Origin of the sequence: Pseudomonas sp. NPDC087612 (genome assembly GCF_044743505.1) — a bacterium.
Taxonomy (GTDB): Bacteria; Pseudomonadota; Gammaproteobacteria; order Pseudomonadales; family Pseudomonadaceae; genus Aquipseudomonas.
In genome coordinates, this window is sequence record NZ_JBIUWO010000001.1 from 477,502 (window position 1) to 492,136 (window position 14,635).

At 63.3% G+C, this 14,635-nt stretch carries 17 protein-coding genes; 8 read left to right on the forward strand and 9 right to left on the reverse strand.

Features of this window, described 5'->3' with window-relative positions; translation table 11 throughout:
* Window positions 1–162: 162 nt before the first annotated feature.
* From ACIOVF_RS02020 to ACIOVF_RS02040, 5 genes are read right to left on the reverse strand one after another with little or no spacing between them, the layout of a single operon-like run.
* Entirely contained in the window at window positions 163–918 is a 756-nt protein-coding gene (locus ACIOVF_RS02020) for an ABC transporter permease (protein ID WP_045194130.1), read from the reverse strand.
* Entirely contained in the window at window positions 918–2,117 is a 1,200-nt protein-coding gene (locus ACIOVF_RS02025) for an ABC transporter substrate-binding protein (RefSeq protein ID WP_401287073.1), read from the reverse strand. The genes ACIOVF_RS02020 and ACIOVF_RS02025 overlap by 1 nt, the downstream gene beginning before the upstream one ends.
* Window positions 2,083–2,931: an ABC transporter ATP-binding protein gene (locus ACIOVF_RS02030; RefSeq protein ID WP_045194132.1), complete on the reverse strand. Its 849-nt coding sequence runs from the start codon at window positions 2,929–2,931 to the stop codon at window positions 2,083–2,085. Before ACIOVF_RS02030 ends, ACIOVF_RS02025 begins: the two co-directional genes overlap by 35 nt.
* The gene (locus tag ACIOVF_RS02035; RefSeq protein WP_045194133.1) at window positions 2,928–3,989 is read right to left on the reverse strand and encodes an acyl-CoA dehydrogenase family protein; all 1,062 of its coding nucleotides are present in this window, start codon (window positions 3,987–3,989) and stop codon (window positions 2,928–2,930) included. Before ACIOVF_RS02035 ends, ACIOVF_RS02030 begins: the two co-directional genes overlap by 4 nt.
* Before the next feature lie 50 nt (window positions 3,990–4,039).
* The gene (locus ACIOVF_RS02040; protein ID WP_045194134.1) at window positions 4,040–4,597 is read right to left on the reverse strand and encodes a carboxymuconolactone decarboxylase family protein; all 558 of its coding nucleotides are present in this window, start codon (window positions 4,595–4,597) and stop codon (window positions 4,040–4,042) included.
* A 106-nt stretch (window positions 4,598–4,703) separates the two neighbouring features.
* Between ACIOVF_RS02040 and ACIOVF_RS02045 the strand changes: the two genes are divergently transcribed.
* Window positions 4,704–5,615 carry an AraC family transcriptional regulator gene (locus tag ACIOVF_RS02045; RefSeq protein ID WP_045194135.1) on the forward strand — a complete coding sequence of 304 codons (912 nt, stop codon included), beginning with the start codon at window positions 4,704–4,706 and terminating at the stop codon, window positions 5,613–5,615.
* Between the two features lie 139 nt (window positions 5,616–5,754).
* Window positions 5,755–7,284 (forward strand): methyl-accepting chemotaxis protein, encoded by a 1,530-nt coding sequence (locus tag ACIOVF_RS02050; protein ID WP_401287079.1) that lies wholly within the window; start codon window positions 5,755–5,757, stop codon window positions 7,282–7,284.
* Between the two features lie 120 nt (window positions 7,285–7,404).
* Here the strand turns inward: ACIOVF_RS02050 and ACIOVF_RS02055 are convergent, their stop codons facing one another.
* Both ACIOVF_RS02055 and ACIOVF_RS02060 read right to left on the reverse strand, forming a co-directional pair.
* Complete coding sequence (locus tag ACIOVF_RS02055; RefSeq protein ID WP_045194137.1) at window positions 7,405–7,758, reverse strand: DUF1428 domain-containing protein; 354 nt, start codon at window positions 7,756–7,758, stop codon at window positions 7,405–7,407.
* A gap of 140 nt (window positions 7,759–7,898) precedes the next feature.
* Window positions 7,899–10,118 (reverse strand): TonB-dependent receptor, encoded by a 2,220-nt coding sequence (locus tag ACIOVF_RS02060; protein ID WP_401287082.1) that lies wholly within the window; start codon window positions 10,116–10,118, stop codon window positions 7,899–7,901.
* Between the two features lie 227 nt (window positions 10,119–10,345).
* Between ACIOVF_RS02060 and ACIOVF_RS02065 the strand changes: the two genes are divergently transcribed.
* From ACIOVF_RS02065 to ACIOVF_RS02085, 5 genes are all read left to right on the forward strand, one after another.
* On the forward strand, window positions 10,346–11,215 hold the full coding sequence (locus ACIOVF_RS02065; protein ID WP_401287084.1) for a GyrI-like domain-containing protein: 870 nt from the start codon (window positions 10,346–10,348) through the stop codon (window positions 11,213–11,215).
* Window positions 11,216–11,442: 227 nt separating this feature from the next.
* Window positions 11,443–11,637, forward strand: a complete 195-nt coding sequence (locus tag ACIOVF_RS02070; RefSeq protein WP_401287087.1) for a hypothetical protein — start codon at window positions 11,443–11,445, stop codon at window positions 11,635–11,637.
* A complete protein-coding gene (locus ACIOVF_RS02075; RefSeq protein WP_401287090.1) occupies window positions 11,634–11,966 on the forward strand; it encodes a low molecular weight protein tyrosine phosphatase family protein in 333 nt (110 codons plus the stop codon). Before ACIOVF_RS02070 ends, ACIOVF_RS02075 begins: the two co-directional genes overlap by 4 nt.
* An 89-nt stretch (window positions 11,967–12,055) precedes the next feature.
* Window positions 12,056–12,946: a diguanylate cyclase domain-containing protein gene (locus tag ACIOVF_RS02080; RefSeq protein ID WP_401287093.1), complete on the forward strand. Its 891-nt coding sequence runs from the start codon at window positions 12,056–12,058 to the stop codon at window positions 12,944–12,946.
* A 4-nt stretch (window positions 12,947–12,950) separates the two neighbouring features.
* Window positions 12,951–13,109, forward strand: coding sequence for a DUF2986 domain-containing protein (locus ACIOVF_RS02085; RefSeq protein ID WP_082075383.1), 159 nt, complete (start codon window positions 12,951–12,953; stop codon window positions 13,107–13,109).
* Window positions 13,110–13,153: 44 nt separating this feature from the next.
* On the opposite strand, the gene ACIOVF_RS02090 is transcribed toward ACIOVF_RS02085, so the two are convergent.
* Together ACIOVF_RS02090 and ACIOVF_RS02095 are read right to left on the reverse strand one after the other, a co-directional pair.
* The gene (locus ACIOVF_RS02090) at window positions 13,154–13,633 is read right to left on the reverse strand and encodes an isochorismatase family protein (RefSeq protein WP_045194144.1); all 480 of its coding nucleotides are present in this window, start codon (window positions 13,631–13,633) and stop codon (window positions 13,154–13,156) included.
* A 16-nt stretch (window positions 13,634–13,649) separates the two neighbouring features.
* Window positions 13,650–14,117 (reverse strand): NUDIX domain-containing protein, encoded by a 468-nt coding sequence (locus ACIOVF_RS02095; RefSeq protein WP_093381448.1) that lies wholly within the window; start codon window positions 14,115–14,117, stop codon window positions 13,650–13,652.
* A 131-nt stretch (window positions 14,118–14,248) separates the two neighbouring features.
* Here ACIOVF_RS02095 and ACIOVF_RS02100 point away from each other — a divergent pair, with 131 nt between their 5' ends.
* Entirely contained in the window at window positions 14,249–14,635 is a 387-nt protein-coding gene (locus tag ACIOVF_RS02100) for a hypothetical protein (RefSeq protein ID WP_123566267.1), read from the forward strand.

Genomic DNA, 14,635 nt, shown 5'->3' on the forward strand with positions numbered 1-14,635 from the left:
ACAGCGGCAGTAAGGCGACCTTGAGTTATCCACTGGCTTGCGCACCTGACGTCGGCGAAGGTCAATTGCTTCATTGAAAAACTGAACGTGGTCCGAATGAGAATCTAGACGGCCACAGGCAATTTGCAAATCAATCGCTAAAGCACTGCAACTTGCCCACGATCAAGCATGCACCCATCGCCGATGCAGGCCACGGGCAATGGCATCGAGCATAAAGCCCAGCACACCGATCAGCAGCACCATCGCCATCAGCTCCGAATACGCCAGCCGGTCACGGGTATCGAGGATGAAGTAGCCCAGCCCGGCACTGACTCCGAGCATCTCGCACGGCACCAGCACGATCCACAGGATGCCGATGGCCAGGCGCACGCCGGTCAGTACATGGCCGAGCACGCCGGGGATGATCACCTTGCACAGGGTCTCCCAGCGTGTGGCGCTGAGGCTGCGGCTCAACTGCAGCCAGCGCGGGTCGAGCTGACGCACCCCCGCAGCGGTGTTGAGCAGGATCGGCCACAGCGCGGCGAAGGCCAGGAGGAAGTAGATCGGCTGGTCGCCCACCCCCATCAGCATCACCACCACCGGCATCCACGACAGCGGCGAGATCATCCGCAAGAACTGGAACGCCGGGGTAGTCGCCGCCTCCAGGTGACGGTAGCTGCCCACCAGCAAGCCCAGCGGCACGCCGATCAGCAAGGCCAGCAGCAAGCCGACAAGGATACGCTTGAGGCTGACCCAGATGTGCTCGTAGACCTCGCCCTGGCCCAGCAGCTCGATCAGGCTGCTGAGGGTCGCCTGCGGCGAAAAACGCGCCGACAGGCCATCGGCCTGGCCGAACGCATGCACGCCCAACCACCACAGCAACAACAAGCCGAGCAGGCCGGCGACGCCCAGGGCGCCATGGATTGCATGCTTGCCCATCAGATCGAAAACTCCTCGCTACGCTCGAAGCTCTCGGGCAAACCGAAGGCCTTGAGCCCGCCAACGGCGGCGATGCTGTTGCGCACGAAGCGGTCGTCGACCAGGTCGCGGGCAGTCTGCTGCGGGTCGAGGCCGGCAAGGAAACCCTTGTCGCCCTCGATCAGGGTGTTCTGCAGGCGACGCACCAGTTCTTCGGTGTAGCTGGGGAACGGATAAGGCTGAAAATCGATGCGCTTTTCGTCCCACTGCGCATGCTGGATCGCGCCATTGGCGATGTAGGCGTCGCGGGCCGCGGCCGCCGGCGCCAGCACCTGGCTGAGCACCTGCGGGGTGTGCGGGGTGTATTTGTTCGGCCCGCTCTTGGACAGCAGCGCGGCGGCTTCGGCGCGGTGCTCGCGGGTCCACAGCTGGGCCTTGACGATGGCGTTGACCACCTTCTGCGACCACTCGGGGCGGTTGTTCAGGTCGTGCTCGTGCATGAACACCACGCAACAGGCATGGTTACGCCAGATGTCGCCGGTAAAGCGTTGCACGCGGCCAACCTTGAGGTCTTCGGCCAGGGCGTTGAACGGCTCGGCGACGATGTAGCCGGCGATGCGCTTGCTGGCCAGGGCCGGCGGCATGTCTGACGGCGGCAACACCACCAGGTTGACCTCGTTGGCGGCCAGCTGGGCTGTGGCGGCCCTGGACACCGGGGTCAGGCCATGGTCGCGAAACAGCTGCTGCACCACCACGTTATGGATTGAATACCAGAACGGAATGGCCACGGTCTGCCCGCCCAGTTGCTTGACCTCGGTGATGCCCGGGGCGACGGTCAGGCCCGAGCCGCCAACGTGGTTCCAGGCCACCACTTTGGCCGGCACCTTGCTGGCATAACGGGCCCAGACGGTCATCGGCGACAGCAGGTGAATGACATTGACCTGCCCGGAGATGAACGCCTCGATCACCTGTGCCCAACTGCGTAGCAGCACCGGCCGCTCGGCCTTGATGCCTTCGGCTTCGAACAGGCCATTGTTGTGCGCCACCAGCAACGGCGTGGCGTCGGTGATCGGCAGGTAGCCGATACGTACCGGGGCGTCCGGGTCGCTCGCGGCGCGGGCCTGCAGGCTGCCGAGCAGCGGCATGGCGCCGCCGGCGGTGAGCAAGGCGCTGAGTTTGATGAAGTCACGACGAGTGTGGGTGAAGTCGTCCAGGCACATGGGCAGTCTCCGACGGCAGCGGCATAGGTTCAGAAGAAGGTTCGGGTGTGCGGCTGGCCCGCCGAAGGGTTTTGAGTATGTCGATGCGCAGCGCGCCCAGTTCCTCGACCCGCTGCTCGCGGGGTTGCGGCAGGTCGATGAGCCATTGGCCGAGGGTGCGCGCCGGGTGGTTGCCCAGTAGCAGCACGCGATCGGACAGCAGCAGGGCTTCGTCGATATCGTGGGTAATAAGGATGGCCGCGGTGTTGTGCCGGGCAATCAGTTGCAGCAGCAGTTGCTGCATGTCGGCGCGGGTGACTTCATCCAGCGCACCGAAGGGTTCATCGAGCAACAGCACTTGTGGCTGGCGCGCCAGGCAGCGGGCCAGCGCGGTGCGCTGGGCCATACCGCCGGAGAGCTGCGCCGGGTACTGCTCGCGTGCATGCTGCAGGCCGACCGCCTCGATGGCATGGTCGATGCGCGCCCGTCGCTCACTGGCAGCGAGCTTGGGCTGGCGGGCGAAGTCCAGGCCGAAGGCAACGTTGCTTTCCAGGCTCAGCCAGGGCAGCAGGCTGGGGTCCTGGAAGGCCACCGCCAGGCGCGGGTGCGGGCCCTGCAACGGCTCGCCGAGCAGGCTGACGCTGCCGGCGCGGGCCTGCTGCAAACCGGCCAGCACCCGCAACAGGCTGGATTTGCCAACGCCACTGGGGCCGAGGATGGTGATCACCTCGCCCGGCGCCAGTTGCAGGTCGAAATTTTCCAGCACGCTTTGCCAGCCTTGTTCACGCGGGTAGCCGAGGCTGATGCCTCGGGCGTCGAGCAACACTTCGGTCATGCTGACGACGCCTGGCGCTGCAGCTCGGCGCGCAGTTGCACCAGGCTTGGGGTGACGATCGGCACGAACGCCGACTCGCGCCAGCGCCGGGCAAAACCTGCGCCGTAGGCGGTCAGGTAAGCCTTGCCGCCACTGGCTTGCAACTCAAGCTGCACGGCATCGGCAGCCGTTTCGGCAAGGGTGATGCGCAGCTTGAACAAGGCCGCCGGCTGGCTCAGGAAACGGCCGTCGAGCAAGCCCTTTTTCAGTTCGGCCACGGTGTTTTCCAGGCGCTCGCGCAGCACCTGCAGCGCCTCGCCAAGGAACGAGCGCATGCCCTGAAGGTGCCCCTCCACCTCGCTCAATGAGCGCCGCGCCAGGCCGATGGCCATGCCGCATTGCAGGCCCAGGAACGACGGGCGCACGGCAGGCAGAAACTGCTTGGCGTTGTCGTGCAGCAGCCAGTCACGGCTGATCGACACCTGTTCGAAACTCAAGGCTGCGGTGTTGCTCGACTGCAGGCCCATTAACTCAAGGTCGTCAGAGCGGCTCAGCCCGGTAGCGTGATCGGGAATCGCCAGCACAAACGGCGAGGCGCCCTCTTCTTCAATCGCCGCCGCCACCACGAAACCGCCCTTGCGCAGGTTGGTGACCCAGTGCAGGCGCCCGGCCAGGGTCCAGCCCTGGTCGTCGCGCAGGCCCTTGACCTGCAGCGCTTCGATACCCGAGAGGTACTTCATGGCGTTGGACAGGCCGGTGGCGCCAGCCAGTTGGCCGCTAAGCAGCTCAGGCAGCAGGCGTTCACGCAGCCCGGCGTTGGGGCTGTGCAGCAGGTATTCGATAAAGGCGCGCTGGCCCCAGAACACGAAGGCTGCCGCCAGGGAATGGCTGGCGACCGTGGCCAGCGTCTCGACCGCGTCGGCGACCGTGCCGCCACTGCCGCCCAGGTTCTGGTCAATACCGACGCGCAGCACCTGCGCCGCCGCCAGTTGCCCCAGCACCGCCTGCGGGTCGCCGTGGCCCTGGTCGAGAGCTTCAGCCTGGGCGTCCAGCCACGCGACCAATGCGGGATCGAGCATAGGGTTTACTCCTTTAACAATGCGCCAGCCTGCGCTGGCGCCGAGGGTCGTTATGCCGAGGGCTGCCAGCGGTACTTGCTCAGCTCGTCATTGAGCGGCGTCTGGGCGAACACATTAGCAAAGTTGCACAGGGTTGCCAGACTGACACCGAGGATCACCTCCAGGGCATTGCCTTCGCTGTAGCCGGCTTCGCGAAACGCACCGTAGCCGGCTTCGCTGACATTGCCGCGGGTGGCGATCACTTCGCGGGTGAACGCCGCCAGGGCTTCGAGCTTCTCTTCTGGCAGCTCGCCCTTGGCGCGCAGGGCGTCGACCACCTCCTGCGCCAGCTTGGCCTTGTTCAGTGCCACGGCGGTGTGGCCGGCCACGCAGAAGTCGCAGCCATGATTGGTGGCGGCCACCAGTTGCACCACTTCACGCTCGGCCAGGCTCAGCTCGGCCTTGCCGTTGAGTGCCGAGACGGTGACGTAGGTTTCCAGCGCCGCCGGGGCGCTGGCCAGCACGCCGAGCAGGTTGGGGATGAAGCCCGAAGCCTTCTGGGCGTTTTCCAGGTAAGGGCGTGCAGCCTCTGGGGCGCTTTGCAGAGTATGGACAGTGACGCGCGACATGGAGTGGACTCCTGCTGACTGAGGGTGTGCCACAAGTCTGTTGGTTATAAGAATTACCTGCCATATTCTGCAGTCGCTATTACTTGCTCCTGAGTCTTTTCATTAGATGATTTCATCCAGCCCAGTAGTCGATTGGTTATTAGAAAGCCTTGAGCTAGACGCCAGCCTATTCCATGTCGGGCGTTACTGCGGTGGCTGGCACGCCAGCACCCACGGCCTGGCGCGGGCCAGTTTCCACCTGATCGTCCAGGGCCACTGCTGGCTGCATATCGATGGCCAGGCCGAGGCCATTCGCCTGCAAGCGGGCGATGCGGTGTTCCTGCTGCGCGACTTCAACTATCGGCTGTCCAACGCCGAGGAGTGCGAGCTGGCCCAGCAGCAACCGCGCCAGGTCATGCAGCCGCTGGACAGTACAGCCGCCGATGGCGTGGGCCTGGTGTGCGGCTTCTTTCATTTTCAGCCGGGCTTGTCGTCGCTGATCATCGATGGCTTGGACGACTGGATCATCCTGCGCGCCGGCGACCCGGCGCTAAGCGCGGCGCGGGCGCTGTTCGAGCTGATCCTGGCCGAGTGCCAACGCCTGCCTGCGCCCTCCTCGGCCTTGCTCGAACGCTTGAGCCACTTGCTGTTCTTGTACGTGCTGCGCCAGCGGGTCAGTGACGACCAGGGCATCCGCGGCCTGGTCGCCCTGGCCCGCCACGGCAACTTTGCCAGCCTGCTCGAGCAGTTGATCGAACACCCCGAGCAGCCTTGGTCGCTGGAAAGCATGGCGGCCTGCACCGGGCTGTCGCGCTCGGCGTTTTTCAAGCGTTTCAGCGAACTGGCCGGGCAATCGCCGGGGCAGGTATTGCTGGCCCTGCGCATGCGCCATGCCTGCCAGTTGCTCAAGGCCAACAACACCGTCGAGCAGGTGTGCGCAGCGGTGGGGTATCAGTCGATTGCCGCGTTTACCCGCGCCTTCAGCAAGGCCGTCGGCGTGCAGCCGGGGGCCTATCGGCGCCAACATGAGGGGCGCTGAGGCAAACAGCGTGCGGTAATCGAACACAAGCAGGCTAAGCGCCCTCAAGTCCGCCGCCGGCGACTCCGATAGCAGACCACCCACCGCCGTTGCCGCGGCAAAGCGTGGTGCTGATAACAACTCAAGGAGTACTGCCCGCATGTTCGCCGACCTGAAAATCCGCACCGGTATGTTCTGGGTGCTGTCGCTGTTCAGCCTGACCTTGCTGTTTTCCACCGTCAGCGCCTGGCGCGCGGCGGTGGGCAGCGACCAGCAGATCAGCGAACTGGACCAGACCGCGCACCAGTCGGATCGCCTGAACAACGCCTTGCTGATGGCGATCCGCGCCAGCGCCAATGTCTCTTCGGGCTTTATCGAACAGAGCGGCGGCCACAGCGACAGCGCCAACAAACGCTTGAAGCTCTCGCAAGAACTGCTGGGCAACAGCGCGCAACTGATCAGCGAGCTGGTCAGCAATGCCCAGGAGCCCACCTTTAAAGGCCTCGCCGTCGAGCTGCAAACCACCTTCGGCGACTACGCCAAGGCCGTGGCCGGCCAGCGTGAAGCGACCGGCAACAAAGACCTGCAGCATTACTTCAGGGTCAACACCGACGCTGGTAACGCCATGGGCCGCTTGCAGGCGCTGCGCCAGCAACTGGTGGCGGCGTTGAGCGAGCGCAGCCAGCAGATCATGCTCGAATCCGATCGACGCCTGAGCAGCGCCCAGGTGCTGAGCGTGGCGCTGGGGCTGCTGACCTTGCTGCTCGGGGCGTTGTGCTGGAGCTTTATCGCCCAACGCGTACTGCGCCCGCTGCAACAGGCCGGCCAGCACTTTCAGCGTATTGCCGGCGGCGACTTGAGCGTGCCGGTGGCGGTGCACAGCAGCAACGAGATCGGCCAGTTGTTCAGCGAACTGCAGCGCATGCAGCACAGCCAGCGCGACACCCTGGGGCAGATCAGCAGTTGCGCCACGCAACTGGCCGAAGCTGCCGGTGCGCTCAACGGCATCACCGAACAGAGCTCGCACAGCCTGCGCCAGCAGGACCAGGAGCTGGAACAGGCTGCCACCGCCGTCACCGAAATGACCACCGCGGTGGAAGAAGTAGCGCGCAATGCCGTGTCCACCTCCCAGGCCGCCAGCGCCTCGAATGAACTGGCCGGGCAGATTCGCGATATCGGCCAGGTACTGGAGGTGATCCGCTCGGTGTCCGAGCAAACCAACCTGCTGGCGCTCAATGCCGCCATCGAGGCGGCCCGTGCCGGTGAAGCCGGGCGCGGCTTTGCCGTGGTCGCCGACGAGGTACGCACCCTCGCCTACCGCACTCAGCAATCGACCCAGGAAATCGAGCAGATGATCGGCCGCGTGCAGCACGGCACCGAAGCGGCGGTGGCCTCGATGCATGCCAGCACCCAGCGGGCGCAATCAACCCTGGGCATCACCCAGGCCTCGGGACAGGTGCTGGAGGGGATCTACAGCGCCATTGGCGAGATCAACGAGCGCAACCTGGTGATTGCCAGCGCTGCCGAGGAACAGGCGCAGGTGGCGCGGGAAGTGGATCGCAACCTGCTGAACATTCGCGACCTGTCGACCCGCTCGGCGGCCGGGGCGCAGGAAACCCGCGAAGCCAGCCAGGCGCTGGCGGGGCTGGCCGGGCAGCTGACAGCGCTGGTGGCGCGGTTCAGGGTGTAATCAAAAGCAGCAAGGCTTTGCCTTGCATCGCTGGCAAGCCAGCTCCCACAGGGTCAGCGTTCACAGTTCCCTGTGGGAGCCGGCCTTGCCGGCGATGGGCTGCAAAGCAGCCCAAAAACCTCAAGCTTCCACCAGAATCTTGAACCCACCAAAAATCATCCGCATGCCATCAAACGGCATCGGATTCTTGTCCGGCTGCAAGCGCGGGTCTTGCATCATTTTCTGCATCCCGGCATCGCGCACCTCGCGCGACGGCCAGAGGATCCAGGAAAACACCACCGTCTCGTCGCCCTTGAGCTTCACGGCCATGGGGAACGAGGTGACCTTGCCATCCGGCACATCGTCGCCCCAGCATTCGATGACCTTCAAGGCACCGCATTCCTTGAACACTACGGCTGCTGCTTCGGCGTGCTTTTTAAAAGTGTCGCGGTTGGCGGTGGGGACTGCGAGGACGAAACCGTCTACATAGGACATGGGGGCACTCCTGCACGTGGGGTATGTGCAGGATGGTCGATTGGGCCGGGGGTGGATCGACAGGCTTGCACGCAAGCCCGACCGATGGTCATCGCACCCTGTGGGAGCTGCTTGCCAGCGATGAGGCCGGCAGCCCCGGCTCAAAACCGCGTAGTCGCACTCACCCCGAAGGTACGCCGATCCCCGCGCGCATCCCAGGCAATATCAAACGGCAGCGGCACGCTGTCGGTCTTGTACTGCTTGTCAGTCAGGTTGTTCACGTAAGCGGTCAGGTCCAGGTCATAGCGCCCGCCCAGGTGATAAGTGGCACTGGCATTGCCCAGGGTGTAGCCGCCCTGGGACACGCTGTGATCCTGCTGCGCCGTGGGCAGGAAGAAGATCCGGCTCTGGTAGCGCCAGACCGTGCCCAGGCGCACTTCATCGCCATTTTCCAGCGGTATCCGGTAACTGCCGCCCACCGCCAGGGTCCGCGACGGCGAGCGGGCAATGCGGTTACCGGAGTAATCCACCCCACCCGACTCGAAGTCCTGCAATTCGGTATGCAGCAAGCCGAGCGAGCCATGCAGCTCCAGGTTGCTGAACGGCAAGGCCTGCAGCTCGAACTCGGCGCCGCGAATCACCCCCTGGCCGCTGTTGGTCAGCAGCGACACCACCTGCCCGTCGCGCACCGACACGGCGTTGACCTGGATATCCGAGTAGTCGTAGTAAAAGACGTTGGCGTTGGCGATCAGGCGCTCATCGAACCACTCGCTCTTGACTCCCAGTTCATAGGCATCGACGTTCTCCGGCGCCACCACCGAGGCCTCGGCCTGCACCTGCGCACCGCCGCTGAAACCACCGGAGCGAAAGCCCTTGGCATAACGGAAATACACCCGCGCGTTGTCATTGAGCTGGTACTCGGGGGTGAAGTCGTAGGTTAGCTTGTTCCAGGTGCGCTTTTCGTCCTGTTCAACGCGGGTCACCAGGTCGCCGCTATAGTGCTTCCACCAGTCGCGTTCGCTGCTGTAGCTGACCCCGTCGGCATCTGGCGCGGCGACGCGGTGCAGGTCGATGTCCTTGGTTTCGCGGGTCCAGCGCAGGCCGGCGGTGAGGCTCAGGTTGTCAGTGGCCTGCCAGGTGCTGCTGCCGAAAATCGCGAAACTGTCGGTGCGCTGGTCGATATCGGTACGGCCATAATCGGCCACGCCAAAGGCCTGATTGTAGGGCTTGGGCAACAGGCCGTTGTCGTTGCGGCTGTCGAGCTGCTCATGGAACAGATGGGTGCCGACGATCCAGCTGAGCGGCTGGTTTTTCGCCGAAGACAAGCGCAACTCCTGGGACACCTGCTTCCAGCGGTCATCGTTAAAACCGCGGCCGAACTCGTAGATGCTCATGTTCGGGCTTTCAGCTTTTTCGTGAATATCGTCGAAGGCGGTGATCGAATCCAGTTGCAGGTCGCCCAGGTCCCACTTCAGCGCCAGCTGCACACCGTTGTGCTCGATGCGGTCTTCGGCCTTGCCGGTAAATGCGGCCTCATCGGTATCCGGCTTGGGTGCCGGGCCAAACAGCGTGCTGCCGCCCGGCCCCGCCCCCCAGGCGCGGGTGGCAATGCCCTGGCCTGTGTAGTCGCGGCCATGCAATTGCAGGGTGGCCTGCAGGTCGTCGTTGATCTGCGCCAGCAACTGCAGGCGCAGGGCCTGGTCGTGGATATCGCCGACGGTGTGGCCATCGACCTGGTTCTCCAGTTGGCCATCGGCGCTCTGGTCGACAAACGCCACCCGTGCGGCCAGCTTGTTGTCGATCAGCGTATCGCCATAGGCACCTTCGTACAGGCGCGAGTTGTAGTTGCCCAGGTCGAGCTTGAAGTAACCGTTGGCTCTCTCGAAATCCGGCTTGCGCGAAACGAAGTTGATCGCCCCGCCGGTGGTGTTCTTGCCCCACAGTGTGCCCTGCGGCCCGCGCAGCACCTCGACGCGCTCCATGTCGTAGAGCGGAAAACCGGTGGCTACGTGAGGGTCGATGTACACGTCATCGGTGTAGATGCCCACCGGGTAAACCGTGGTCGAGGCCATATCCCCCGAGCCCATGCCACGAATGTACCAGCGCGGCCGCTGGTGCCCGGCAAACTCCGGGGCGATGGCGTTGGGCACGTTCTGCAACGCCTTGCCGGCACTGAAACCGCCGCCGCTGTCGGCGATCTGTCTGGCGCTGACCACAGAGATGGCCGAGGGCACGTCCTGCACCGACTCTTCGCGCTTTTGCGCGGTGACGGTAACAGTCGGCAGGGCTTCGGGGGCTGGCTCGGCGGCGAAGCCGGGGAGCGTGGGCGAGGCTGCGGCGATGGCCAGTAACAGGGGCACGCGGGCGAAGGGAGCGGTCATGAACGTCAATGTTCCACAAGGGGGAAAGAGACGGGGGGCTTCGCAATGGTTGTGCCAGGTGGTTAATTTATTGATTTATATGATTTTTTTATTGATAAATTGAGATGAATGCTGCGCTACAAGCAGTGACTCAGCATAGGTTGCACGAAGATCAGCAAACCCGGCTAGGCACCGCCATACGCGTATAGTCGATTCTATGCCGACCGTACTTCCAAGAGCCTGAAGCCGTGCCCGACCTGCCGCCCAACGCCGCCTACACCCTGCGCTTCAGCGCTGTACTGGCCTACATCGACGCCAACCTCGAGGGTGATCTGTCGGTAAAAACCCTGAGCCAGGTGGCGAACTTTTCGGTGTTTCACTTTCACCGCCAGTTCACGGCGTACGTCGGCGTGCCGGTCTCGCGCTATGTGCAGTTGATGCGCTTGCGCCAGGCGGCGCACCGGTTGGCGGCCAATGCAGATCTTTCGGTACTGGAGGCCGCCCTCGCGGCAGGTTTTGAAAGCCCCGAGGCGTTCAGCCGGGCGTTTCGGCGGGCGCTGGGGATGTCGCCGAGCGGCTTTCGCCGGCAGCCGAACTGGCAGGCCTGGAATGCGGTGTTCGCTATCCCTCACTTTTCCAGGAGCGTCATCATGCAGGTACGTATTGTCGAGTTTGCGCAAACCCGGGTCGCGGCGCTGGAGCACTGCGGGCCGCCCGCGCAGGTCAGCCAGAGCGTGAACCGGTTCATTGCCTGGCGCAAGGCCAGCGGGCAGTCGCCGGTGGCGTCGAGCCGCACTTTTGGCATCCCCTATGGCAACCCCGATACCACGCCGGCGGAAGATTTTCGCTTCGCCATTTGTGGCGAGATCGACGAGGCGGTGGCGGCGAATGAAGCCGGCGTGCACGAACGACTGATTGCTGGCGGGCGCTATGCCGTGGTGCGGCATGTGGGTTCGCCCGACCATATTGGTGAATCCATCTATCCGATCTATCGCGACTGGTTGCCGGACAGTGGTGAGGAGCTGCGCGATCAGCCGCTATTTTTTCATTACCTGAGCGTGTATCCAGAGACGCCGCAGGCGCAGTGGCAGACGGATATCTACGTGCCGTTACGCTAGAGAGGTGTATTGGGGCCTGTGGGAGCGGGCCTTGCCCCGCGATCGAGCGCGAAGCGGTCGTAATCCAGGCGCCGCCTTATGTGCTGGCTGGGCTGGCCTGATCGCGGGGCAAGCCCGCTCCTGCATGAAAACCAGCGACTAGCTAGCCGCAACGCTGATTCGCGCTTACTATAAGCCCAACTCGTATTACCGCGGCTGCTGAACCCGGTACTCACGAGGAAATGATCATGCAAAGAACCCGCGCCTGGAGACGTTCACAGGCCCGCAAAAACGGCAAGAGCAAAGCGCCAGACCCGCTGCTGTTCAAGCCTGAGAAGAACTGGAAGCTGCTCTACACCCGTGGCGACAAGTTGCTACGGGCACGCCAGCTCGGCCTGAGCTATCCCGTTCGCTCAACCCGCCAACTGTTGGATCAAGAGTGACTAACCTCCTGTTCGTCTGCAGCCGCAACCAGTGGCGCAGCCCTACCGCAGAAGCGCTCTGGCGCCGCCGCCCAGGCTTCGATGCCCGGTCGGCGGGCACCAGCCCGAATGCGCGCAAACCCATCGGCCCGGCAGACATTCGCTGGGCCGATGTGATTTTTGTCATGGAACGCAAGCACCACAATCGCCTGCAGGCGCAGTACGCGCGGCTGCTTGAACACAAGCCGCTCCATACCCTGGATATTCCCGACGATTTTCAGTACATGGACCCGGAGCTGGTGGCCTTGCTCGAAGACAGCGTCGGGGCTTTTCTAGCCGCCCAGGGTTGATGTACAAACGCTGGCAAGCGCAGCGTAACTGCACTAGCAATGCGGCGATCGCGCTACGATTCACCGACACCCACCGGACGTGCCAGCCTATGCCCGTTGACCTCCAAGCGCTGTACCCGAAACTGATCCACCTGATGCTGGACACGGTCTTCGTGGTCGACAGGGATCACCAGATTGTCTTTGTCAGTGATGCCTGCGAGGCGCTGCTGGGTTACCGCGCTGGCGAGCTGACCGGCACGCCGATCACCGACTACATTCATCCTGATGACCTTGCTGTGACAAAGGCCTCCATTGTCCGGGTCATGAACGGCCAATCCCACGTCGATTTTCGTAACCGCTACATCCGCAAGGATGGCGGCATCGTGCACATCCTCTGGGCGGCGTTCTGGTCCGAGGAGGTGGGTGCGCGCATCGGTGTGGCGCGGGACGTGACAGCGCTGCACGAGGCCGAAGCGGAGTTACGCTTTCTGGCCCATCATGATTCGTTGACGGCACTGAGCAACCGCGCGCTGTTCAATGATCGGCTGGAGTCGGCCGTTCGCACGGCGCAGTGCCAGCAAAGCGCACTGGCGTTGCTGTTTCTCGACGTCAATGATTTCAAGGGGATCAATGATGTTCATGGGCATGCCATGGGTGACCGCATCCTCTGCATGATTGCCCGGCGCCTGGAAGACTGTGTGCGCGAGGTTGGCACGGTGGCGCGGATTGGTGGCGATGAATTCACCGTGCTGTTGCCGGGTATCGCATCGCAGGATGCCGTCTACGCCAAGGTGGGGCAGATTCTCGCGGCCATGGCCGAGCCGCTGGGCGCCGGGTTCGGCGCTGTCTCGATGCCGTCGTGCAGTGTCGGCGTAGCCTTTTACCCTCAGGACGCGGAGAATGCCGATACCCTGCTCAGCCATGCCGATGGCGATATGTACCGGATCAAGAAGCACCGCGCCGCGCAGCGGGTAGCTCTCAAGCAATTACCAGTCGAGTGACAACGTGAACCGTCAAAAGAAAATCAAGCAGCTGTTAAAGGCCCACGCGAAAAAGGCCAGCGCCAAACTGGCGCCCAAGAGCAAGCCTAAATACATCAGCAAGGCTGACCGGTTGAAACTGGAAGCTGAGGCCAGTGAAGCTATTGTCACGCCTTCAGAGTGAGAGCTGCGTATCCCGAAGCATAGGCAACGACTACTGCTACAGACTCAAGCATCAAGCTCAGCAATCACCTCTGCCCGGGTCGTAACCTGACGAAAGTGATGCTTCCACAGACTGATGCCCAACTGCCCCGAGCGGTCCAGCGATGAGCCCACCGTAAGGTCGGTCACCAACGTCGGCGAGAGCCCGGCATCGAACAGCGCAAAGCCGGCGGCGAGCACGCAGGTTTCGGTCTGGATGCCGCACACCAGCACGCGCTCGACGCCGAGTTGCTTGATGTACTCGATGGTTTCAGCGGTCTGCCCGTAACCGTGCTTGATAAACACTTTATCGGCCTCGACCAGGCTTTCGTCTTCGGCCGCAGGATGCCAGCCGAGTTGCTGTTCAAACGGCGTCACCTGCTCATCGTGCAACTCGACCGAGGCAATCGTCAGGATCCGTTCTGACAACGCCCGCACGCCATCGACCAGCCACTCGGGCGGGCTGAAGGTGGACTGGACATCTACGATAAGCAAAACCTGGCGCATAACGTTCTCTTGAGCATCAATCAATGGCGCGGAGTATATCGTCCTGCAACGGCTGTTCGCCTGCCCAATGACCGCGCGCTTTCAGGCTTGCCGATAAAAACTGCAGCGCGCGCTGAAAGACCGGATGGCAATCGGCAAGGGGCAAATGCTCGAGCGCAGCCCAGAAGAATTCGAACCTGTGGCCGTGGTCGTCAAGCGTCTGATGCGTCCATTGCTCCGGCAAAGGTCCGCTCGCCTGGCACAGGTGGAACGACCAGACCTGCCCCAGATGCCCGGCGTCCCAACAGCCAAGATCATCGGCAAGGGTCGCGGCATTGATGCCAGACTCTTCGGCCAGTTCCCGCAGCGCTGCCTGGCCCGCCGTTTCGCCTTGTTCAATCGTGCCCTTTACTAGCTGCACACCCGCCAGCGGATGACGAAACAAGAGGATTCTGGGGTTCGGGGTGGCGGCAACAACCACGGCGCAAGCCTTGTTGGGGAGCATGGCGATATCCTTGTCGGCAAAGAGGGCTGCGCATCATACGCCAGCGCTTTAGCCGCGCAGCCATAGAACTTTTCTCTGTTTACCGGTCTATTGGGATACGTTCAATGGTCATTCAGAGGTTGTCTTCGCTCATGAAACTCCATGCCCCACGGATGCTGCTCGCTGCCCTGTTCGCACTCGCGGCAGCGGGCTCGGCATCAGCCACTCAGATGAAGACGTCCACCCCGCTGCTGGCCCCCGAAGCCCGCGCTGTGCAACCTGCACCAAGCCCCTGGCCGAGCCTGGCGAGCATGACCGAGCAACAGCCTGGGCCATTGCTGGCCCATGACGACCGCTACCGCGATGACCACCGCTGGCACGACCGCAGGGATGATTGGCGCCGGGAAAACTGGCGCAGAGAACAATGGCGCAGGGAGCAAGCCCGACGCGAGGCCGAGCGCCATCGTTATTGGGAGCGCCACCATGACCGGGCCATGCGTTACCGTTACGAGGACGACCGCCGCTACTATCGTCGTTAA

Bases quoted from the DNA above. Each gene is read 5' to 3' on its own strand.
- ACIOVF_RS02040 (WP_045194134.1), bottom strand. From the start codon at position 4,597: ATGTCGCGCGTCACTGTCCATACTCTGCAAAGCGCCCCAGAGGCTGCA.
- ACIOVF_RS02060 (WP_401287082.1), bottom strand. From the start codon at position 10,118: ATGACCGCTCCCTTCGCCCGCGTGCCCCTGTTACTGGCCATCGCCGCA.
- ACIOVF_RS02090 (WP_045194144.1), bottom strand. From the start codon at position 13,633: ATGCGCCAGGTTTTGCTTATCGTAGATGTCCAGTCCACCTTCAGCCCG.
- ACIOVF_RS02035 (WP_045194133.1), bottom strand. From the start codon at position 3,989: ATGCTCGATCCCGCATTGGTCGCGTGGCTGGACGCCCAGGCTGAAGCT.
- ACIOVF_RS02100 (WP_123566267.1), top strand. From the start codon at position 14,249: ATGAAACTCCATGCCCCACGGATGCTGCTCGCTGCCCTGTTCGCACTC.
- ACIOVF_RS02050 (WP_401287079.1), top strand. From the start codon at position 5,755: ATGTTCGCCGACCTGAAAATCCGCACCGGTATGTTCTGGGTGCTGTCG.
- ACIOVF_RS02070 (WP_401287087.1), top strand. From the start codon at position 11,443: ATGCAAAGAACCCGCGCCTGGAGACGTTCACAGGCCCGCAAAAACGGC.
- ACIOVF_RS02095 (WP_093381448.1), bottom strand. From the start codon at position 14,117: ATGCTCCCCAACAAGGCTTGCGCCGTGGTTGTTGCCGCCACCCCGAAC.
- ACIOVF_RS02055 (WP_045194137.1), bottom strand. From the start codon at position 7,758: ATGTCCTATGTAGACGGTTTCGTCCTCGCAGTCCCCACCGCCAACCGC.
- ACIOVF_RS02045 (WP_045194135.1), top strand. From the start codon at position 4,704: ATGATTTCATCCAGCCCAGTAGTCGATTGGTTATTAGAAAGCCTTGAG.
- ACIOVF_RS02080 (WP_401287093.1), top strand. From the start codon at position 12,056: ATGCCCGTTGACCTCCAAGCGCTGTACCCGAAACTGATCCACCTGATG.
- ACIOVF_RS02020 (WP_045194130.1), bottom strand. From the start codon at position 918: ATGGGCAAGCATGCAATCCATGGCGCCCTGGGCGTCGCCGGCCTGCTC.
- ACIOVF_RS02025 (WP_401287073.1), bottom strand. From the start codon at position 2,117: ATGTGCCTGGACGACTTCACCCACACTCGTCGTGACTTCATCAAACTC.
- ACIOVF_RS02030 (WP_045194132.1), bottom strand. From the start codon at position 2,931: ATGACCGAAGTGTTGCTCGACGCCCGAGGCATCAGCCTCGGCTACCCG.